Source organism: Anaerotignum propionicum DSM 1682 (assembly GCF_001561955.1).
GTDB lineage: Bacteria > Bacillota > Clostridia > Lachnospirales > Anaerotignaceae > Chakrabartyella > Chakrabartyella propionicum.
Map to the genome: position 1 here is coordinate 893,719 of NZ_CP014223.1, position 20,108 is coordinate 913,826.

Here is a 20,108-nt window from a genome sequence, read left to right on the forward strand (position 1 = left end):
TCTGTTTTTTTAAACATATATAGTAAACATAAAAATGAAATTTGCCTGAACATAATCATTGATGAAAATAATGCAAATGTCAACCTTGCGAAAAGTTTGAATAGATGTAAAAGCAAAAGCTCGTATGCTTGTAATTTCGTCATACGAACATTTGCTTTACTTTATATAATTAAATTCATTCTTCAATAAGACAAAGTTTTGAGCGTTTTGGCTCAAACAAATATATATACTTCTTAAACCAATAAAACCCGCATGAAATGCGGGTTTTATAAAATTTGGGGGGCTTTTTCAAAGCAAGTGTGTTATGCAAAAACAAGGTTTTTATTAAGATTTTTTCATTGCATCTTGCGCAAAATCAGTGCGAACTAAATCGGTGAAGGGTACTCTTTGTGCAAGTTGGCCACCTTGCTCCATAATGTCTTGAATGAGAGTGAAGCCTTCTTCTGAGAAAACAGGGTCTTCTTTCCAAGTATCTTGTGCTTTGTAACGTTCAATGATAGTGGTCAGGGTTGCCACATCTGAATCAGGGAATTGAGGGGAAACTACTTTGGCAATTTCTTCGGCGGTGTGTTCCTTTACCCAAATTTGTCCTTTATAGATTGCCCTTGTGAAAGCTTCAATGGTTTCAGGGTGGCTATTCATAAATTCATCCCTTGCCATATAAACGGTGTAAGGCACATATCCGCTGGCTGCACCCAAAGATGCAACAATATGGCCGCTGCCACTGCTTTCCAACGTGGTTGCTACAGGCTCGAATTCTACAGTATAATCGCCTACGTTTCCTGTAAAAGCCCCTGCTGTGGAGGAGAAATCAATGTTATTAATAATTTCAACGTCCTCATTTAATTTTAAGCCGTTTTCCTTTAAAACATACTCCAAAACCATTTCCGGCATGCCGCCAAGTCTACCACCAATTACGGATTTTCCTTTTAAATCGTCCCATTTAAAGTCAGGCTCATCTGTACGGGAAACAAGAAAATTCCCTGCTCTTTGGGTGAGCTGGAGAAAAGCCTTCGGATAATTTTCTTTGCCCTCGTTATAAACGTAGATGCCTGCTTCTGTACCCAAAAGGGCAATATCTGCGGAATCAGAGAGCAGTGCTGTCATGGACTTATCTGCGCCATTTCCAATGGCAACAGTGACATCCAATCCTTCTTCTTCAAAGAAGCCCAATTCTTGAGCAACATACTGGGGTGCATAAAAAACAGAATGCACAACCTCGTTGAGTCTGACAGGGGTCAGTTCTGCCTGTGCCTCAGGTTTGGGAGAACAGCCTGACAGCAAGGACAAAGTCATCCCGCCTGTTAATAAAAGAGATATGAATTTTTTCATGAGTAACCTCCTGCAGATGTTTTCATTGCTACTATATGCACAAAAGGCGGAAAATTCAAATTGTCCTTAGGAAAAATTTCAGTTTTTGTAATAGGTTTTTATATTAAATTGGTGTATAATAATTAGCATGGTAAAATACGTAATTATTTCTGAAATGGATTTTTACTCAGGTTTTTTGCAAATGGAAGCTTCTGGCTTCGGAAGTATATTGTTGGAGCGGTTTTGTTTGGAATGAAACTACACCTAGTGCGGCGGGCAGTAAAGCCCAGCCGTTACATGAAATATGTTTGATGAATATAGGAGGTCAGTTATGACTGAAAAAATAATGTTGATAGATGGAAACAGCATTGTAAATCGTGCGTTTTATGGTGTGCCCCTTTTAACAAACAGAGAAGGTCAGCATACAAACGGGGTTTACGGCTTTTTAAATATTCTATTTAAGCTGATGGATGAGGAAAAGCCAGATTATTTGGCGGTTGCCTTTGATTTGCATGCACCAACCTTTCGTCATATAGAGTTTGATGGTTATAAGGGTACAAGAAAGGGCATGCCCGACGAACTAAGAGAGCAAATGCCTCTTTTAAAAGAAATGCTCCAAGCAATGAATGTCCAAATCTATGAGATGGAAGGCTTTGAGGCGGATGATATTTTGGGAACCCTTTCTGCAAAAGCTGAGGAAGCAGGCGTTATCCCTATTGTTGTTTCCGGAGACAGAGATTTATTGCAGCTTGCTAGTGAAACTGTGATGGTGCGTATTCCAAAAACAAAGGGCGGACGCACGGAAACAGAGGATTATTATGCAAAGGATGTTATAGAAAAATATGGTGTAACACCTTTGGAATTTATAGATGTAAAAGCTTTGATGGGAGATGCTTCCGATAATATTCCAGGTGTACCGGGGATTGGAGAAAAAACTGCCGTAAAAATTATACAAGACTATCACGAATTGGAAAATGCCATTGCCCATAGCTTGGAGATAAAACCGAAAAAGGCCTCGGAAAATCTGACAGAGTTTCAAGAGCAGGCGAGAATCAGCAAATTTTTGGCCACCATTATTCGGGACATGCCTATTTCCTTCGAAAAAATGCAAACAAAAATCGGAGATATGTTTAATCCAAAGGCTTATGATTTAGTGAAACGTTTAGAATTAAAAAGCATGTATGACCGCTTTGAAAAAGAAGAGGTTCAAACAGCACAAACCGAAGATTTTCTGGGTATTTATTCTTTTGAAACAGCAAAGATATTTCTTGAAAATTTAGAGAAAAGGGAAACTGCCTATCATTTTCTGATGGATGAAGGGAAATGTCAAGGACTGGCCTTGTATCAAGAGGAAATAGGTGGATGTTGGCTTGAAGTTGGGGAGAATTTATCGGTAGAACAGCTATTTCAAGTAGCAGAGACATTTTTCGGCGACAACAATTATGTGAAAATTGGCCACGATATTAAAAACGATATTAAAATGCTTCGAGAGAAGCTTGGAAAAACCACTGAGATTTCCTTTGATACGGCAATTGCCGCTTATATTTTAAATCCTACGGGAACATCTTATGCCTATGATGATTTGGCAAAGACTTTTTTGAATCTAATTTTGCCTTCCGGAGAGGAAGTTATGGGTAAGGGGAAAAGCAAAAAGGCTTTTTCTACCCTTTCCGAGGAAGAGAGAAAGGGTTTTGCTGTATCCCAAGCAAAGGTTTTCTTTGAAACAAAAAAGATTATGACTGAGCAGTTAGAGAAAAATGGACAGAACCAACTGTTTTATGAGATAGAAATGCCTTTAATTTATGTTCTTGCAGATATGGAGGAGTATGGCATTAAGGTGGATAAAAATGCCTTATTGGAGTATCAAAAGAATTTGGAAATCAGTATTGAAGGGATTACAAAAGAAATTTTTGCTCTTTCGGGAGAGGAATTTAACTTGAACTCACCAAAACAGCTGGGTGTAATTCTTTTTGAGAAATTAGGCTTAAAAGGCGGTAAAAAAACAAAAACAGGCTATTCCACTGCCGCCGATGTTTTAGAAAAATTAAGATTTGAACACCCTATGGTAGAAAAAATATTGTATTATCGTCAATTGGCAAAGCTAAAAAGCACCTATGCCGATGGGCTTTTGGCTGTAATGGATGAAAAAACTGAGAAAATCTATTCTACCTTTAATCAGACGATTACTGCCACGGGGCGCATCAGCTCTACTGAACCAAATTTGCAGAATATCCCCGTTCGTTTGGAATTGGGCAGAGAACTTCGAAAGGTATTTATTCCCGAAAGTGAAGAATACTGTTTTTTGGATGCAGATTATTCCCAAATTGAGTTGCGTGTTCTTGCCCATATTGCAGGAGATGAAACCTTAATCAATGCATTTCGCAATGATCAAGATATTCATAGATTGACGGCATCTCAGGTGTTCCACGTACCCTTTGATGAGGTAACGGCTTTGCAAAGAAGCAATGCAAAGGCAGTTAATTTTGGTATTGTTTATGGCATTGGGTCCTTTAGTCTTAGTCAAGATTTGGGAATTACAAGAAAAGAAGCAGAGCAATATATTGCTGCATATTTTGCAAAATATCCTAACATCAAAAAATATTTAAACGAAACTATTGAAAATGCAACCAAGGAGGGCTATGTTGCCACCCTTTGGAATAGAAGAAGGGCAATGCCTGAATTGCAGAGTAATAATTTTATTCAACGTTCCTTTGGTGAGCGTGTTGCTATGAATATGCCCATTCAGGGAAGTGCGGCGGATATTATTAAAATTGCCATGGTTCAAGTCCATCACGCATTAAAAGAAGGGGGCTATCGTTCTCGCTTAATTTTGCAGGTTCACGATGAGTTGTTGATTGAGACTTTTAAAGAGGAAAAGGAAGCAGTGGCTAAAATTTTGAAAGAAAAAATGGAACAGGCGGCAGAACTTTCCGTTCCGTTGGATGTGGATGTTCATGAAGGACACTCGTGGTTTGAGGCGAAATAAAAAATGAGGGATTTGACATGAAAGTGATTGGTTTAACAGGAGGAACAGGCAGTGGAAAAAGTGTGGTAAGCCAATGCCTTCGGGAGGCAGGTGCCGCCATTATTGATGCTGACCTGATTGCCCATCAAATTATAAAAAAGGGGAAACCTGCTTATGATGAGTTGGTTGCCTATTTTGGAGAGCAAATTTTACAGGAAGATGGCGAAATTTTTCGGCGTAAGCTTGGGGAAATTGTGTTTCGGGATAAAGAAAAGCTGGAATTTTTGAATATTTGCACCCATAAATATATCGTCCAGGAGATTGCGGAGCAAATTCAAGAGACGAAAGAAAAGAATCAGTCAAAGCTGATTATCATAGACGCACCATTGCTCATTGAAGCTGGGCTAAATGAAATTTGTGATGCCATTTGGGTTGTTTATGCCCATGAGGAAGTTCGTGCTCGCCGCGTCATGCAGAGGGATGGAATTACATATGAAACGGCAAAAGCTCGTATCGCAAATCAAAAATCATGGGAAGAATATAAAAGCTATGCCCATGAAGTGATTGATAACAGCGATACCTTGGAAAATGTGCAAAAGCAGGTAGAAAGCTTGATGAAAAAATATGCATAATAGCAATCTGAAAAATAAAGAAATTGGTAAATGATAAAATGCTTTGAAGGATTAAAGGGAAGTTTAATCAAAGACTGTATAGGTTTAATTTCGAGGTTTTTTCAGTGGAAATGCTATGAGACTAATGCTACAAACTAAACGTAAAGTCCTTTAAAATGAGAAAGCTTTTGTCATAAGCTTATATTAGAAGAATGCTAGCATAGTAATATTAAAAGGAAAGTAATTATAATTCTTATGATTCGTAGGTGAAGAGATGTTTCGTTTAATCAAGAAATTACTCATTTGGGTTTTCTTGCTCTTGGGTGTGGGCGTTTTTGGATATTATGTTGTGCTACCCCAAGTGCTGCCCTTAAAATATCGTGAGCAGGTTGAAAAGTATGCAAAAATGTATGATGTAGAGGAGTCCTTAATTTTCGCAGTTATTTTTTGTGAAAGCCGTTTTGACCCCGATGCCCATTCCAGAGCGGGGGCAAAGGGCTTGATGCAGGTTACCACGGAAACAGGTTGGTGGGCTGCCAGCCGTATAGATTATTTGGATGTGGAAACCATTGATTTAAAAGACCCTGAAACCAGCATAGCAGTGGGAACTTGGTATCTGCAATGGCTGGAGGATAAATTTGATGAGGTGGAGCCAACTGTTTTGGCAGCTTATAATGCTGGGCATGGGAAAGTTAGCCAATGGCTTGCTGATGAAAAATATAGTGATGATGGCTATCACTTAAAAGAAATCCCTTTTGCAGAAACAAATAGTTACGTAAAAAAAGTTGAGTTTATGCAAAAGCTTTATAAAATTTGTTATCGTTTATAGCTTCTGGGAGGCACATATGAAAAAGAAATTAATTCCTCTGATTTTTGCTTGTATCCTGCTTTTTTCAGGATGTACAAATGGAAGTGGAGAAAAAAATAATTTTAATGTTTCCGGAAATGTGGCAAAAACCCAAGGGGAGAGCCGTGTTTTAACGCTATCCATGCGGGTTCCGGAGACGTTGAATCCTCTGCGAAACAGGGAGGCCACAGTAGATACTGTACTGAAACTTATTTATCAGCCTTTGATTGCCTTTGACGAGGCTGGAAAACCTTCTCCTTCAATTGCAAAAAGTTGGAGTTATTCTAAAGATGGCTCAACACTTTCCTTGGAGTTACGTAACGATATTACGTGGCAAAATGGCTCTTCTTTGACGGCGGATGATGTGGCATTTTCTATTGAAACCATTCGGGGTTCTGCTGACGATTCAGTTTATAAAAAGGTATTGGACTACGTTTCAAGCTATTCTAAAACAGGTCAGTACTCCATTGATATTCATTTTCGAGAACCATTTAGTAAAAGTGTGGCAGCCTTAAATTTTCCGGTAGTTTCTGCGGCTTATTATCAAGGTCAAACAGACCCGAAAAGCGGTGCAAATATGTCTCCTATGGGTAGTGGGCCTTATTCTATGAAGTCTTATTCTATTGCATCAGAAATGATATTGACAGCAAACCCCACCTATATTGAGGGCAAGCCGAAAATAGAGACCATCTCTGTTCGCACGACTGGTGGCGCTGAAACGGATGTATATGCTTTTGATCAGGGAATGACGGATATTCTGGTGACTGATGCCATTGAAACGGGGCGTTATGCCGATGAGGGTGTGACGGGGGTACACCAATTTACCTCAAATCAATATGACTTTATTGGCTTTAATTTTCATCGTTCTTTATTTCAAGATCGAAATATGCGACAGGTGGTAGCATACGCATTGCCCAAAAAATCAATTTGTGAAAATGTTTATCTGCAGTACGCAAAAATTGCCTACACTCCTGTAAGTCCAAGTTCTTGGCTGTATGAAGAAAACGTTGCGCCCTTTGATTATGATACAAATATGGCGACAACGTTGCTGAAGAATGCAGGGTGGACTGACAAAAACGGGGATGGCAGGCTGGAAAAAGAAAATGAACCGGAGTCCCTTCATGTTTCAATATTGACAAATCAGGAAAACAGTGCAAGAAGGCAGACCGCAACAAAACTTAGAGATGAGCTTACCCTTTTGGGCTTTGATGTAACCTTGGAAATTTTGCCCTTTGCCCAATATCAGGAGAAATTTACAGGTGGGGATTATGACCTAATCGTCGGAGGTTGGCAGATGTCCCCTGTTACAGATTTATATGACTTTTTCGGCAGTAATGGAAGCTTAAATTATATTGGTTATCACGACGAGCAGATGGACAATTTGCTGTTGGCTGCCAATCAGGCGGTAGGAGAAGGGGCAACGTTGTTGGCCTATAGCAGCCTTCAAAAACGTATCGCAGAGGAACTTCCATATATTAGTATTGCTTTTCGCAGTAAGGCCATGTTTGTATCTAACCGTGTTGGGGGTGTGATTATACCTACGGAGGATAATATTTTCCATTCAGTGAATCAGTGGACTTTTGAGAGCAAGAAAGAATAGGGGGAGGACAATGTCGGAATTAAGAAAAAATCCGTTTACAGGTGAGTGGACCCATTATGCAGAGAATCGGAAAAACCGCCCCTATGAATTTTTGCATAAAATCGAAGTAAAAAATAATAGTAATGAGGATTGTCCCTTTTGTGGTGGAAATGAAGATAAAACCACAGCCCCTTTCTATCAGGATGGTACAGATGATCTCTGGACCATTCGGGTTTTTCCCAACATGTTTCCTGCTGTGTGTGAGGAAGAGAAAGCTATTTGTGAGAATTCTTTTTATCAACAGCTTCCCTGTCAAGGGCTTCACGAGGTTCTGGTGGACACCCCAAATCATGAGGAAACCATTGACCAATTTTCTTTAGAACATCTGAGTAAGGTTTTCGTTGTTTTACAACGGCGGTATAACGAAATGATTGTATCGAAAAAAGTGAAATATATTCAGATATTTAAAAACTGTGGCCCTTCAGCAGGAATGAGTATACGTCATTCTCATTGGCAGATTGTAGGGATGCCGGTTTTGCCCCAAAGAGAGGTCATCATGCAGGGGTATATGCAAAATGGAGATTGTCTTTTCTGTAAAATGCTTGCTTTTGAAAAGGAACAACAAAATCGTGTTGTGGTGGAGAATCAAGACTTCGCCGTAATCACACCTTATGCATCCCGCTTTCCTTATGAGCTTTGGATTTGCCCGAAAAGGCATATTGCAAGCTTTGCCCATGTTACAGCAGGAGAATTGGAAGCTTTATCTGTTATAATAAAAGAGATATTGCCTAAGGTTTCATCACTGCGTAAAGATGTAGGGTATAATATTTGTATGATTGACGGTGAAGTGGGAGGGGACTTTCACTGGCATATGGAAATTTTGCCAAGAATAGGTGGGTTTGCCGGTTTTGAGTATGCAACCGGTAGCTATATCAATTCTATTTTACCGGAGCAGGCGGCGGAATATTATCGTAAGAAAATATGATTTATACTAAATTGGTAAAAAGAGATCACATGCAAGGGTATGCCTTGTAAGTGGTCTTTTTTATGCTGGTATTTTGAATAAATCATTCAAAAGAAAAAGATGTGCTGTGTTTTACTCCGTACGATCTATCGGTATATCTGTCACGCCACCGATAGCCTTTTTCATAAAATTAATTTTTTTATCAAGAATGACTGTACCATTATCTTCAATTTTTATTTCGGCAATGATTCGGTCGTGCCCTTCCGTTTTTTCAGTGCTTCCGGTTAAAGTAGTCCATGTGATTGTTATATCCTCGGCAGATAACTGGCTTTTTGCCTTCCACTACAAACTGAGCACATCAAAAAAGGCTGATTCTGACTTTGCATTTACTACAATTGACTTATCCAATTGATATACATCAATGGAGTTATAGTCTTCTTTTGATTGAACCAGAAGCTTATATTTTCCAATGTCTATAGGAAACGGATTTTTGTATAAAGGTACAGAACATTTTTTCTATGAATAGTAACCAATAAAAATTCCTGCCCTTTGCTCTATGTTTTTTGACCGTTTCATTCGAATTTTCCCCCTTGTTGATTGGTTTCTTCCCCTTGCAGATTGATTGTCCTCCAAAGGTTACGTAGATTTCAGTATTTGATGCAATCTATATTTCTTTCATTTAAACAGCGGACTCTCTATAGGGCTAGCTGATCTATAACCAAAAAAATAGAAAGGAAGATGTCTATGTTTAAAAAAATTATCTTTTTGGGAAATCTTTGTTTACTACTTGTTCTGTCTTCATGCAGCCCTAAAACAGAAGAAACGATTCCACAGTGGTCAACTGCTCAACGGCCTGAGAGATACTAAAGAGGTAATAAAGGTATCTTCAATGGCTAAACAATGGAACTAGCGTAGTCTTATTCATAAAAAGATTGATAACTAAAAAGAATCCGAACTTATACCTACGGGGGAGACTCGGATTTACGAATTTAGAGGCATGATTTTTGGAGGGCATATAATGTAACTGTTTAAGAGGAGGGTTTACTAAAAAATAATTTTAATTGGAAAGAACATAACGAACAAAAGATTTGGCGTTTCATTTATCAATGTCTATTCTGCGTTGTAGTATTTATGATAAAACAAAAAAGCCATGTGTGAGATTAATCTCATACATGGCTTTTTATCAGTGCACCAGAAGCACTAAAATCCGAACTTTCTATATCATTTAGCGAAATCGTTTTACTACCTTCTTTATAGTTAAATGTTAAAATAATTCTATCATCATACAAATAGACAGAATTTATAAAACTATCAACTAATCGTTGTCTATGATCAGGATTACTTATATCACTATTTCTAAAACGATGTAACCAAAATATAATTTGATCTTTTGTTAATGCGGGCTTTTCCATTTCTTCTTGAATAATATTAATTTCAAGCTGATTTTTTGCTTCTTCTAATTCCTCTAATCTATTTTTTGTAGAACTTGTTAAGATTCCCTGTTGAATTGCATTAAGAATATTCTCAATTCCTTTATTTGTTTCAGAAAGTTGTTTTTTAAGCATCGGAAGGGTAAAATTTTCTTTTTTTTGTAATGTAAGGATACTATCAGCAATATCATTTAACAACTTATCATTAAAAAGAATTTTCTTCGTATATTGAATAACTATTTCCTCAATCCAATCTTTTCTAACAGGTTTCTTATCACATATTTTTTTCTTTTTGGTATTAACACAGCGGTAATATCTATGGGTATGTCCTGTTTTGCTTGTTCCACTTTCTCCAACCATAAATTTACCACATTTTCCACAAAATAATTTCGTTGTAAGTAAATATTTTTCGTCTTTTGCCTTTGCACGAGCAGGGGCTGTCTTATTCCTTGTCAATCGTTCTCCTACACGTTCAAATAGATCATTTGGAATAATTGCAGGAACTCCATTTGGAATGATTGTATCACGATACTTATATTCTCCAATATATCGACGATTCCGCAATAATCTTTTAACTGAGTCAATACACAGGGGTTTATGTCGGTAGGTTTGTATACCCTTGCTATTTAGATAATCCACAAGCTGTTTTATCGTTTCACCATCGGCATAGCGTTTATATGTTTCCAGTACAAGAGGTGCTGTTAAAGGGTCAATTTGAAAATATTGTTCGTTATCTATCGTGTAACCAATGGGTAAACCACCGCCATTATATTTACATTTTAAAGCATTTTCTGTAAGACCTCTAATAACTTTTTCAGAAAGTTCAGCGCTGTAAAATTCAGCATATCCCTCTAAAAGGCTTTCTAGCAAAATACCTGTGCTATCATCAGCAATGGCTTCGGTAGCTGATACTACCTTAACTCCATTTTTACGCAAGATTGACTTATAATGGGCGCTATCATAGCGGTTTCGTGCAAAGCGGTCAAGCTTCCAAACAAGCACCATATCAAATAGATTTTTAGAGCTGTCTTTTATCATGCGCTGAAATTCGGGGCGGTTATCCGTTTTTGCAGATAAAGCCCTGTCAATATATGTACCTAAAAGAGTAATTTCGTTTTTTTCAGCATAAGCTTTGCACTCTCTTAACTGTCCTTCTATGCTTTCTTCACGTTGGTTATCAGAGGAATAACGTGCATAAATGATTGCTTTCATTGTTTGCCCTCCTGTAACATTTCAACAAGCATATTTTTTAGCTTTTTGCTAATTGGTGATGATGCATCAAAGCACATATCAACAAACTGCTTCAACTCTTTATTATTTTCAGTTACTGCTTCAATAACATTTGGATTGTTGGTATAAAGCTTTCCCTGCGGTTGTTCGGTTCGTCCAAAAATATAGTCCATTGATACATCAAAAAAATCTGCATACCAAAGCAATGTCTTAAGTGGTGGCGAGGACTGCGCATTTTCATAACGATTAATACTAGCTTGCGTCGTACCAATTAACTCAGCAATTTTTGATTGAGAAATACCGATACTTTCTCTTAAAAATTTTAGTTTCAAGGATATTTCATTCATTTTTCCCACTCCTTTACAAAAATATACAATTTTCGTGTTGATTTGTCAACACAAATTTAGTGTAATCACCTTTATTTTGTATATTCGGAAAATTATCCCATAAAACTCTTTAAAAGTTGAAAAATTAATGTATAATTAAAAAGGCGTTAAATAACTAAAATTAATATTTTTATGCTTGTTTTAAGAATTAAAGCAGGGAGATTGTTTGTATAAGAAGGGGATTTACTTAGGGGAGGTAATAACTATGAAAATAAAAAAGATTGCTTTAGGATTATCTTTATGCTTATGTGTAAATGCTTTTAATATTTCCGAAGTTTTTGCTTATGAAAATAAAATTTGGGGTATTTCTAATAGTGATGGATTAATAACAATTAATATTGGAGATAAGAAGAATGCGGGTAATCAATGGATTGATCAAGAGATAATGTTATCTCCTTATATCTTCAAAGATGGGTATACTTACTCAGTAGGTTCGGATAATAATTCTATTGTTACTTGTAAATTAGGTACAAGTGAGTATGAAGAACCTAGTATTAAATTAATTGGTGTTTCTGCTGGAACTACTAAAATAAGATTATATGAAAAAAGTAATGGTAAGTTTATTGAAATTGGAAGATCAGCTGTTAAAGTAAATAAAGCTGAATCCTCTTTATTTATAAACGATGAAATTTATAAAGTAAAGACGGAATATGATGAAGATCATGTAAAAATAGGAAAAATTCATAAAACTTATTCAATAGATACTTGTTATACTATTGGGTTATATGAAGAGACTTTAAGAGCAAGTAGTTTACTTCAAGGAGCTAAATACACATGTGTATCTAATAAGCCTGGTATTACTTGTGAAACTAAAAATAATTCAAAAGGAGAATTAAGAAACTTTATTAATATTAAAGAATATGGTGATTATACATTATCTTATTATCAAGAATATAACGGTAAGAAAATTAAATATTCTGAGAGAAATATTAGTGTAAAACCTATCCAGTTAAATAAAGAAGTTTGGTTGTTTAAAGGTGAAGCAGTAGATGCATATGCAGTAGCTGGATACTTACCAGATACTGTTGCAGAAAATAAAGCTTTGTATTTTGAGAGTAAAGAACAACCTTATACTGATATTTATGGATCGTTAAATAGTACAGATTTTTGGTTTGGATTTGGTGAAGATAAGATTAAAGTTACTGAAGTATTAGATTATTATAAAGTTACTTTTCAAAATTATAATATTATTGGTAATAACTATGGTGATGTAACTTTGCAATGTTACGTAGTTGATGGTGATGTTCCTTATAGTCAAAGAGCTGAAAAAGGTCAATATATTGGCGATGTAACATTCCATGTTGTACCATTTCCAGCAGGTAGTCCAAACGCATAAATCTGTAGAAGAATCCCCTGTTTCATTCTGAAACAGGGGATTCTTCTACAGAGATTGCGGATAGCTTAACAGCTATCCGCCCTTGTTTATATATGCTTTAACAAATGATCCAACACCTCTTTCCCAGGTATATGGGCTAGTAAAGTATAGCCTTTGCAATGGGGAATGAATGAGAACGAAGTATTCCAATCATCCCCAGTCGTATCAAAATGCTCATCAAGATGATACACAACAAAACCCTCAAACCTTCCGAAAGCGTTAAATTCAACGTAATCTCCTTTTTTAATATTTTTTAATTGGGGTAACCTTCTATTTCTAACCAACGCTTTACATATTTCTTTAACTTTAGCTTGCCCTAATAATAAAGTATAATTTGGGGGCATAACTACAAGCGTCTGCTCTTCTATATCTATTGCTCTAACTCCGTTAAATCCGATATAGTATTTTTCTCCATCTGTAAAAAAATCACAGTTATCAACATACATTTTTAGTCCTCCTTATATGTATTAAGTATTTGTCTGTCTCCATTGTGTAAACTCTCGTTGTCCTTCTGCACTTTCGAAATATTCAAGAATATAAGGAAAAAGGCAACGAGCTAACACTTCTATTTCATTTTTAGGAATTATATTTTCTTTTTTAGGCTCCTCGTTAACCATTTTATTTCCTCTTTCTAATCTTCAAAAGGGTTATCATTACACAAGTCTTCATCATAAAACCAACTACATTTTAAATATTCTTCTGTTGTGTATTCATCATAGGTATTTATTTTTTTATAAACTCGTACTTTGTTTATTCGTCTAATAAAAGCGTCCCATGTTTCTTTATCTTGGCAAAAATTTGCTCTATATTGTTCTGTGAGGTTTATATTTGTTATAATAAAAACTTTTGTGAAACAAGCAACCTTATTTACATAGCGACAAGGTAATTCAAGTGGATAGCCATCAAGATAACAAAGCATATCTTGAATTTTAAGACTGGAACGAAATTCTTCAAATATTATCACATCCTGACCTTTATAACCATCAAAGCCCCCATGCTGATAGTTAGTTACTCTAAAAACATTCTCATATCCAAATTGTTCCATAACACTTCGTGTCTTGCCTGTATTCGTTGCACCCCATATGTATATAACCTCTAGTATTCGAAAAGTGGTATTAAATTGCTCTTCTCTAATGGTCTGTCTGGTTTTTTCAATTTTATCTAAATTCAACAGGTGTTCGGGAACTTCTTCTATAATCTCAAAATTTGTCATACCATCCTTTATCATGTCATATAAGTCAGCCAAATCATTCCGCATACCTTGACGTTCAGCAGGAAGTTCTCCCCATTCCTCTTGGGTATCAGGTATTTTTGTACCTGCTTTTTGATCATTTTCCCACTTGCCTTCTTTAAACACATAGTCTCTATTAGTTGCCGATGTACTTCTTGCGATTTCCGCATGACCTTGAGGGAATCTGTTTTTAATCGTTGAAAAACGTATAGCAGAAGAGCAAGCTATAAAGATATGGGTGTGATGTGTTCTTTCTTTCCCTCCAACTTCGTCACTCATGCAATAGTAAATTATGGGCTTTATTTTTGCAATTCTTCCCTTATTTTTTCGTGTGTGATTCCCTTTTCAAGAGGATTATTTATAGTGATTTGCCATTTTCTGGATTGCGTATCCTTAGGAATTGGAATCACCCCTTTCATACTTTGCGACTTGCGACTTTTGGTGTCGCAGGCTTCTAAAGCTAGTATTTATCTAGTTGCGATGGTATTTGCGACAGAGGTTGCCTAGGTAATACTAAGCTAGGCAACAACCATCGCCACGCATGGCGTGGCGCACCCTGCACAGACCTTTGCGTGTCCTTTGCTTCGCAGACACACAAAGGCTATACAGGGGCATTTTTAACGTTCTATGCCCTGTTTAATAACATGGTGCAACTTATTCATGTCCGTTATAGCTGGGACAACCACAGAGGTGATTTCTGCACCATTTGTAAGCATATATCCTGTTCCTTGTGTTCGGTCAGGGTTCATTTGGTTTTTAAACTCATGAAATAACATATTTTTGCTTTCTTCGCTTAGATTGCCTAGCCCTATAGACAGGCTGAAGTTATCTCTTGCAGTGCCAAAGTATTGAGCATCTGCCCTTTGTTGGGCGATAATGATATGTACTTTAAAGGATCGTCCAAGCATAAGAAGATTTGATAACTTTTGCTTTTCAATCTCTATGACCTTTTTATCAAGGCTGTTGCAATATGCCGCCCATTCATCAAAAAACAATACTATCATATTTTGACTTTTATCTTCACCGTTTTGCCGTTGCTGAAAACGATTATAAAAATCTTGTAAGCCGTCTTGGCATTTTATAAATCTGTAAAAGTGGTTACAACCATTTAGAAACTCAAAATCTCTATCACCCTTGAAGTCGCATATATAAATCTGTGCCGTTGATTCAAATAAAGCAATTTTACCCAATAAAAGTTTAGTGAAGTATGTTTTACCGCTTCCCGTAGCACCGCATACAATGATATGCGGTGCTTTTTCAGGTAGCCAATCAATATACTGACTGATGCCAAGTTTTAAATAGTCATGCCGAAGTAAAATTTTATTTACCATACTTTAAAAATCAACATCCCTACTAATTGTAGTTGCAGGTAGTGCATTTTGTTGTTGAGCATACCTACTAGCTTCAAGGCTCTGGCAATACTTATTATTCACTAAGGCGGTATTTATTTGGATATATCCCCCTGTATCTTCTAGGGTATGAATATACAGTATTGGATAGGCTCGTCCATTATAGATATGCGAACGTACTGATAGTTCTGGGAACTCCCCTGCATTTAATTTCTGAACGATTCTCATTTGAAGACACTCTTTTATTAACTTTAGATCAATAGCAGTTCCTTTTTTCATAACTACAAATTGACAGAGATAAAAGCCATTACAAGAGATAATACGACTGGGTGAGTTCATTTCTGAAAATGTGGATGGCTTTACAAGACCAATATTATCCGCCTGTTCAGATAGCACTGTAAATAAGCATTGGCGAATAATAGAATAATTGTTTTCAGCAACTGCTTTATCCATTTCGGCTGACTGCTCAGCATGCTGTTCTTCTATTGCTTGAAGCTTTATTCGCTTTTCTTCTTTACTACTGTTCCATAGGTAAACAACAACACCTACACACGCACCTACAGTTATCAGGAAATCAAATTTGAACACCAAAAAATTAAATATTGCTTCAAGTGCCCAGCATAATATTCCGATAAAGAATATTGCGGTAGAAAGGGTGATGAAAAGAAGAAGAATAAAATATCCCCATTCTCCATAATCCCAATATTGGCGCAGTCTTTCATAAATTTGTTTCATTAATTTATCACCTCTAGAGACTCTGCTTTTGCAGATAGGCGATACTCTCCGCTACGATCCCGAAAAAACCGTCCTTCAAAGTTCTTTGGCTTTACTTTTATTGTGCCCTTTACAGAAAGTTCTTCGGGAGTAATCACAGGTTTAACCCCCTCAATCCTGATAGAAATTTGCTCAAATTTATTTTGAGGGCATACACAAGTATAGCGAAATCCAATAACTTTATCCGTGTATTTACCGTCAACAAATTCTTTCACAGGAACAATATCCGTTAAAAGCAGAGTATCACCATTGGCAATTTGCTGTAAATTTAAGACAAATTGATTGATTTTAATCATAATAATTCAAACTCCTTTCATCTAAAATTAAAAATTGTTATAATAGTATTTAATGATGCGATTCGGTTGTACCTTCCGATTCGCTTAAGAACTAAGATGCATCTCTGTTCTAATAAAACAATACAACAAAAATGTCCTACGAGTAACTTCCCAAAAATGCAAAGCTGGAAATGGGGAGGTTTTTAAACATATTAAATAAGATTTATGGAGGAATCATCGACATGAAAAAAAATCGTCTAAATCCCTTACAAGCAGAGCTTTTATGTGCTTACATGGAAATTAAAGATAATCAAATTCCCATTTATGATTTAATAGGAGATGAAATGCTTTTTGATATTCCTAAACAGCAAAATGAAAGGATTCCAAAAAAGGTAACCATAGAGGAGCTAGCGAATATACTTGGAACAAGCCCGTCATCAGTGCAAAAATGGAGAATTGGTGAGCGTTCGATACCACCAGTTTTTATACAACAGATTGAGCAAATTTTGAAGATACCAGAAGGACAACTAGAATACAAAGACGATTTCATTCATTCTATATATAAAGTTAAATGTAAAATATTTACTGATTTAAGGCGACTTGAGCCACGTTCTCTTTTTGTGCTTAATGAAAATTTCGATGCTTACCTTGATATCGAAAGAGTTTCATGGGATTTTTTTTGCACATTTCAACGGCTTAGTGAAGAAAACAAGATAAAAGTAAAAAACGAATTATACGGAATGAAGACAAATATTGAAATGCAACTAAATTTAATTGATAGGATTTCTTTATATTCAAAAATAAAGAGAATTGGTAATGAGAAATATACACGGTTTAATGATGGTCTTGAGGATGAAAATAGAAATGATTTCCGTAAAAACCAAATTAGAAAACTAATCCAAAAAATAAATAAGACTTCAGAATTAAATTGTGAATTGTTTTTATCACAGCTCGAACATAATATTTATAATGTGGATGAAGAAGGTTGGGATGTATTAATTGCTTTTATGCTACTGGGGCGGTTGATAAATTCTTCCTCTGAACAGCAGGAAACAATAATAAAACTGGTTAACGAATTGGCATCTACTTAATATTTATAGCCTAATATTATATTATCATTTTTAAAGCTAAAAAATTGCACACAAAAGGCTATGGTCTCAAAAAGGGATAGCCAATACGGTCATCCCTTTTTTTATTTCGTTTCAATAAAGCAAAAGCCGAACAACTCGACTATAAATTGAGTGTTCGGTTTATATACTATTTTTTCAATATGATTTTTGATATTAACTTTATTGTTAAATTTTCTTGTTGATTTGAGGTTACATTTTGTATAAAATATTTTCTCTCGTCCACTGGCAGCAATGAAGATGCAATCAATAACGCCCTTTGTGTCCAAATGCCAAGATTAAGATATTCTTGTTTGATTTCTCTAATCCATGCTACTGCATCTGAAGTATACGCTGCCAAAATAATTTCTCTTTTTACATAGTCATTAGAGCTACCAAACAAATTTATTAGGTTAGAAATGTGATTAAACTTGTTTGTATATGAAAATAAATTTAATATTGTTATCTGAAAAAAGTCATTTGATTTTATGATTTCATTTTTTAGTAATCCTAATAACTGTCTACCAACTTCTCTAAGCCCTGCACCGCTACTATCGGCTATTGAAGCAAAATATAACGCTATATCATTAATTGCTGGTATTAATCTATCAAACTCTTTGACTGTTACACCAAGTGCAGTATCAACACCCACTTTGCTTAATCTCTTATAAAACCATCTAATTCTCTGATAATCCAAATCACCATCTAAATATTCTAATAATATTTTTTGCAACGTTTCCTCGGAAAAGAATTCCTTATTAATATCATCAAGATTTACGTAATCTGTATCTCCATATAATCTGTCTAAATGGTTTGATAATACGGTATTCATTTCTTTTTCTAATTCGCTAATTGGGTTATCGACTAACATATCATCGCAATAAGCTTCAAACTCTTCTTGATTAAAAATTCTAGTTTTATTCCGTTGCATATTCAACTTTAAGCTGTCTAATATTTTTGCCATTTCATAGATTACAATTCTTGCTTGGACTTCTGAATCGGTAAATATTATTATATCATCAGCATATCTGCAAAATTCATACCCTTTACAAATTAATCCCTCATCCAGAGGTATTAAACACATTTCTGCATATATATGTGATGCATGTGGTCCAGTGGGAATGCCCTGAGATGTTGTTTGAGTAGTATTTTGAAGCAAATTCTTAATCGCTTTTATTACTTGATTCTCAAATCCACACGCAATAAGTTGATTCTCCAAAGTATGGTGATAAATTCTATTGTAAAAATCTGCTATATCTATATAAACTGCATGTGAGTACCATGCAATATTTTCTTTGGATGTACTCCAAAAATTATACCATGCTTCTGCCTTATCATATAAATCGCCGTTTTCATTCGGAGAAAATCTATAGTTAAAAACCATTTTTTTTCAATAGGTATACGTTTCTTTTCTATTTTATCGCCAAATTGATATGTAATTGCAACAAACAATATATTATCTATTGGATCAAGTTGCATTGCGACTCTATATGAATATTCATCCTTAGGAATTATAAATCGTCTATATGGTTGCCATTTATAAGCTCCAATATCAAGATTACATAACTCTCTTACTAGTGCTTCTTCATCTTCAAATAAAATATTATATTCTTTTAGAACAGGAAACAAATCAGTATCTCTCTTGTGCTTTATATGATTAATTGCCCATTTTATTGAAATAGCATCCAATTTCATATATTAACCTCCCCACCAACATATACAATTTATCGTCAAAAATAAGCAAAGTTTTAATTTATTATATCAAGAAATGCTATGTAGGTATACCCCTCACTGTAAAATATTAGGAAGAACAATTAAAATAGATATCCATTTCTCAATTTATTCTAATAAAAGCAAAAACCCGAACGACTCACCTATAAAGTGAATGTTCGGGTTATGTGCGTTAAGTGCGGATGGTGGGACTCGAACCCACACGATATCACTACCGCCAGATTTTGAGTCTGGTGCGTCTGCCAGTTCCGCCACATCCGCAAGTAAAACTGCTTGCTTATATTATCATAAAAAAATATATAATGCAAGCAGTTTTTTAATTTTTTTGTAAAATTTACATTTTTTCCGGTTCTGGATATGTTTCACCAAAGGTATCAACGCTTACTTTTACCATAACCTGATCCTCAACGGGGCGGTCACCACGGCTGGTAGGAGCGGTTGCAATGGTATCCACCACATTCTGTCCATCTATTACTTTGCCGAAAGCGGCATACTGTCCATCCAAATGGGGGGATTTTTCATGCATGATAAAGAACTGAGAGCCTGCACTGTTGGGATTCATTGCGCGAGCCATGGAAAGCACACCTTTATCGTGCTTCAAGTCATTTTTCACGCCATTCATGGAAAATTCACCACGAATCTGATATCCGGGTCCGCCCATACCTGTGCCATCGGGGCATCCGCCCTGAATCATAAAGCCATTAATGACGCGATGGAAAATCAGGCCGTTATAATAGCCTTTATTCACCAAGGAAATAAAATTATTTACCGTATTGGGAGCGATTTCAGGATACAGCTCTGCTTTGATTACATTGCCGTTTTGCATTTCAAACGTTATAACAGGATTTTTTGCCATGAGTATCTTCCTTTCATGATCAGCATTTTATTTTAATTTGCCCATTGCAAACCGAGGCATACAGAAAAAAGCAAAAGAATGCCAAGGT

General features: G+C 35.9%; 19 protein-coding genes and 1 tRNA gene. 7 read left to right on the plus strand and 13 right to left on the minus strand.

Annotated elements, in window-relative coordinates:
• Nucleotides 1–324: 324 nt before the first annotated feature.
• Nucleotides 325–1,332: an ABC transporter substrate-binding protein gene (locus CPRO_RS04345; RefSeq protein ID WP_066048217.1), complete on the minus strand. Its 1,008-nt coding sequence runs from the start codon at nt 1,330–1,332 to the stop codon at nt 325–327.
• A 310-nt stretch (nt 1,333–1,642) separates the two neighbouring features.
• Between CPRO_RS04345 and polA the strand changes: the two genes are divergently transcribed.
• The 5 genes from polA (at nt 1,643) to CPRO_RS04370 (ending at nt 8,298) form a co-directional block, all read left to right on the plus strand.
• Entirely contained in the window at nt 1,643–4,297 is a 2,655-nt protein-coding gene (polA, locus tag CPRO_RS04350) for a DNA polymerase I (RefSeq protein WP_066048219.1), read from the plus strand.
• A 17-nt stretch (nt 4,298–4,314) separates the two neighbouring features.
• The gene (coaE, locus tag CPRO_RS04355) at nt 4,315–4,908 is read left to right on the plus strand and encodes a dephospho-CoA kinase (protein WP_066048222.1); all 594 of its coding nucleotides are present in this window, start codon (nt 4,315–4,317) and stop codon (nt 4,906–4,908) included.
• A 253-nt stretch (nt 4,909–5,161) separates the two neighbouring features.
• Nucleotides 5,162–5,716: a lytic transglycosylase domain-containing protein gene (locus tag CPRO_RS04360; RefSeq protein ID WP_066048227.1), complete on the plus strand. Its 555-nt coding sequence runs from the start codon at nt 5,162–5,164 to the stop codon at nt 5,714–5,716.
• Nucleotides 5,717–5,732: 16 nt separating this feature from the next.
• Complete coding sequence (locus tag CPRO_RS04365; protein WP_066048229.1) at nt 5,733–7,334, plus strand: ABC transporter substrate-binding protein; 1,602 nt, start codon at nt 5,733–5,735, stop codon at nt 7,332–7,334.
• 10 nt (nt 7,335–7,344) lie between these two features.
• Nucleotides 7,345–8,298 (plus strand): galactose-1-phosphate uridylyltransferase, encoded by a 954-nt coding sequence (locus CPRO_RS04370; RefSeq protein ID WP_066048232.1) that lies wholly within the window; start codon nt 7,345–7,347, stop codon nt 8,296–8,298.
• Between the two features lie 1,145 nt (nt 8,299–9,443).
• Here the strand turns inward: CPRO_RS04370 and CPRO_RS04375 are convergent.
• Nucleotides 9,444–10,919, minus strand: coding sequence for a recombinase family protein (locus CPRO_RS04375; protein ID WP_066048237.1), 1,476 nt, complete (start codon nt 10,917–10,919; stop codon nt 9,444–9,446).
• A complete protein-coding gene (locus CPRO_RS04380; protein WP_066048241.1) occupies nt 10,916–11,284 on the minus strand; it encodes a helix-turn-helix domain-containing protein in 369 nt (122 codons plus the stop codon). Before CPRO_RS04380 ends, CPRO_RS04375 begins: the two co-directional genes overlap by 4 nt.
• Nucleotides 11,285–11,528: 244 nt before the next feature.
• Here CPRO_RS04380 and CPRO_RS04385 point away from each other — a divergent pair, with 244 nt between their 5' ends.
• Nucleotides 11,529–12,659 carry a hypothetical protein gene (locus CPRO_RS04385; RefSeq protein WP_066048244.1) on the plus strand — a complete coding sequence of 377 codons (1,131 nt, stop codon included), beginning with the start codon at nt 11,529–11,531 and terminating at the stop codon, nt 12,657–12,659.
• Nucleotides 12,660–12,745: 86 nt separating this feature from the next.
• Here the strand turns inward: CPRO_RS04385 and CPRO_RS04390 are convergent, their stop codons facing one another.
• The 6 genes from CPRO_RS04390 to CPRO_RS04410 all read right to left on the minus strand — a co-directional run bounded on the left by CPRO_RS04390 (nt 12,746) and on the right by CPRO_RS04410 (nt 16,348).
• Nucleotides 12,746–13,144 (minus strand): hypothetical protein, encoded by a 399-nt coding sequence (locus CPRO_RS04390; RefSeq protein ID WP_066048246.1) that lies wholly within the window; start codon nt 13,142–13,144, stop codon nt 12,746–12,748.
• Between the two features lie 21 nt (nt 13,145–13,165).
• Nucleotides 13,166–13,315, minus strand: a complete 150-nt coding sequence (locus CPRO_RS15545; protein WP_200777655.1) for a hypothetical protein — start codon at nt 13,313–13,315, stop codon at nt 13,166–13,168.
• 14 nt (nt 13,316–13,329) lie between these two features.
• Nucleotides 13,330–14,208, minus strand: a complete 879-nt coding sequence (locus CPRO_RS04395; RefSeq protein ID WP_066048250.1) for a P-loop NTPase family protein — start codon at nt 14,206–14,208, stop codon at nt 13,330–13,332.
• Between the two features lie 338 nt (nt 14,209–14,546).
• Nucleotides 14,547–15,260: an FtsK/SpoIIIE domain-containing protein gene (locus CPRO_RS04400; RefSeq protein WP_066048253.1), complete on the minus strand. Its 714-nt coding sequence runs from the start codon at nt 15,258–15,260 to the stop codon at nt 14,547–14,549.
• Between the two features lie 3 nt (nt 15,261–15,263).
• Entirely contained in the window at nt 15,264–16,013 is a 750-nt protein-coding gene (locus CPRO_RS04405; RefSeq protein WP_066048256.1) for a hypothetical protein, read from the minus strand.
• On the minus strand, nt 16,013–16,348 hold the full coding sequence (locus CPRO_RS04410; RefSeq protein WP_066048260.1) for a hypothetical protein: 336 nt from the start codon (nt 16,346–16,348) through the stop codon (nt 16,013–16,015). Before CPRO_RS04410 ends, CPRO_RS04405 begins: the two co-directional genes overlap by 1 nt.
• 221 nt (nt 16,349–16,569) lie before the next feature.
• Here CPRO_RS04410 and CPRO_RS04415 point away from each other — a divergent pair, with 221 nt between their 5' ends.
• Complete coding sequence (locus CPRO_RS04415) at nt 16,570–17,418, plus strand: helix-turn-helix domain-containing protein (RefSeq protein WP_066048262.1); 849 nt, start codon at nt 16,570–16,572, stop codon at nt 17,416–17,418.
• A 166-nt stretch (nt 17,419–17,584) separates the two neighbouring features.
• On the opposite strand, the gene CPRO_RS04420 is transcribed toward CPRO_RS04415, so the two are convergent.
• The 4 genes from CPRO_RS04420 to CPRO_RS04435 all read right to left on the minus strand — a co-directional run bounded on the left by CPRO_RS04420 (nt 17,585) and on the right by CPRO_RS04435 (nt 20,020).
• On the minus strand, nt 17,585–18,721 hold the full coding sequence (locus CPRO_RS04420; protein WP_236782415.1) for an RNA-directed DNA polymerase: 1,137 nt from the start codon (nt 18,719–18,721) through the stop codon (nt 17,585–17,587).
• Nucleotides 18,691–19,128, minus strand: coding sequence for a hypothetical protein (locus tag CPRO_RS15705; RefSeq protein ID WP_066048272.1), 438 nt, complete (start codon nt 19,126–19,128; stop codon nt 18,691–18,693). Before CPRO_RS15705 ends, CPRO_RS04420 begins: the two co-directional genes overlap by 31 nt.
• 213 nt (nt 19,129–19,341) lie before the next feature.
• Nucleotides 19,342–19,425, minus strand: a tRNA-Leu gene (locus tag CPRO_RS04430).
• A 73-nt stretch (nt 19,426–19,498) separates the two neighbouring features.
• Nucleotides 19,499–20,020, minus strand: a complete 522-nt coding sequence (locus tag CPRO_RS04435; RefSeq protein ID WP_066048275.1) for a peptidylprolyl isomerase — start codon at nt 20,018–20,020, stop codon at nt 19,499–19,501.
• Nucleotides 20,021–20,108: the final 88 nt, after the last annotated feature.

Excerpts from the sequence above, each read along its gene's own strand:
- polA (WP_066048219.1), top strand. The coding sequence starts at position 1,643 with ATGACTGAAAAAATAATGTTGATAGATGGAAACAGCATTGTAAATCGT.
- CPRO_RS04385 (WP_066048244.1), top strand. The coding sequence starts at position 11,529 with ATGAAAATAAAAAAGATTGCTTTAGGATTATCTTTATGCTTATGTGTA.
- coaE (WP_066048222.1), top strand. The coding sequence starts at position 4,315 with ATGAAAGTGATTGGTTTAACAGGAGGAACAGGCAGTGGAAAAAGTGTG.
- CPRO_RS04410 (WP_066048260.1), bottom strand. The coding sequence starts at position 16,348 with ATGATTAAAATCAATCAATTTGTCTTAAATTTACAGCAAATTGCCAAT.
- CPRO_RS04360 (WP_066048227.1), top strand. The coding sequence starts at position 5,162 with ATGTTTCGTTTAATCAAGAAATTACTCATTTGGGTTTTCTTGCTCTTG.
- CPRO_RS04390 (WP_066048246.1), bottom strand. The coding sequence starts at position 13,144 with ATGTATGTTGATAACTGTGATTTTTTTACAGATGGAGAAAAATACTAT.
- CPRO_RS04435 (WP_066048275.1), bottom strand. The coding sequence starts at position 20,020 with ATGGCAAAAAATCCTGTTATAACGTTTGAAATGCAAAACGGCAATGTA.
- CPRO_RS04370 (WP_066048232.1), top strand. The coding sequence starts at position 7,345 with ATGTCGGAATTAAGAAAAAATCCGTTTACAGGTGAGTGGACCCATTAT.
- CPRO_RS15545 (WP_200777655.1), bottom strand. The coding sequence starts at position 13,315 with ATGGTTAACGAGGAGCCTAAAAAAGAAAATATAATTCCTAAAAATGAA.
- CPRO_RS04395 (WP_066048250.1), bottom strand. The coding sequence starts at position 14,208 with ATGAGTGACGAAGTTGGAGGGAAAGAAAGAACACATCACACCCATATC.
- CPRO_RS04365 (WP_066048229.1), top strand. The coding sequence starts at position 5,733 with ATGAAAAAGAAATTAATTCCTCTGATTTTTGCTTGTATCCTGCTTTTT.
- CPRO_RS04380 (WP_066048241.1), bottom strand. The coding sequence starts at position 11,284 with ATGAATGAAATATCCTTGAAACTAAAATTTTTAAGAGAAAGTATCGGT.
- CPRO_RS04415 (WP_066048262.1), top strand. The coding sequence starts at position 16,570 with ATGAAAAAAAATCGTCTAAATCCCTTACAAGCAGAGCTTTTATGTGCT.
- CPRO_RS04375 (WP_066048237.1), bottom strand. The coding sequence starts at position 10,919 with ATGAAAGCAATCATTTATGCACGTTATTCCTCTGATAACCAACGTGAA.
- CPRO_RS04400 (WP_066048253.1), bottom strand. The coding sequence starts at position 15,260 with ATGGTAAATAAAATTTTACTTCGGCATGACTATTTAAAACTTGGCATC.
- CPRO_RS04345 (WP_066048217.1), bottom strand. The coding sequence starts at position 1,332 with ATGAAAAAATTCATATCTCTTTTATTAACAGGCGGGATGACTTTGTCC.
- CPRO_RS04405 (WP_066048256.1), bottom strand. The coding sequence starts at position 16,013 with ATGAAACAAATTTATGAAAGACTGCGCCAATATTGGGATTATGGAGAA.
- CPRO_RS15705 (WP_066048272.1), bottom strand. The coding sequence starts at position 19,128 with ATGAAATTGGATGCTATTTCAATAAAATGGGCAATTAATCATATAAAG.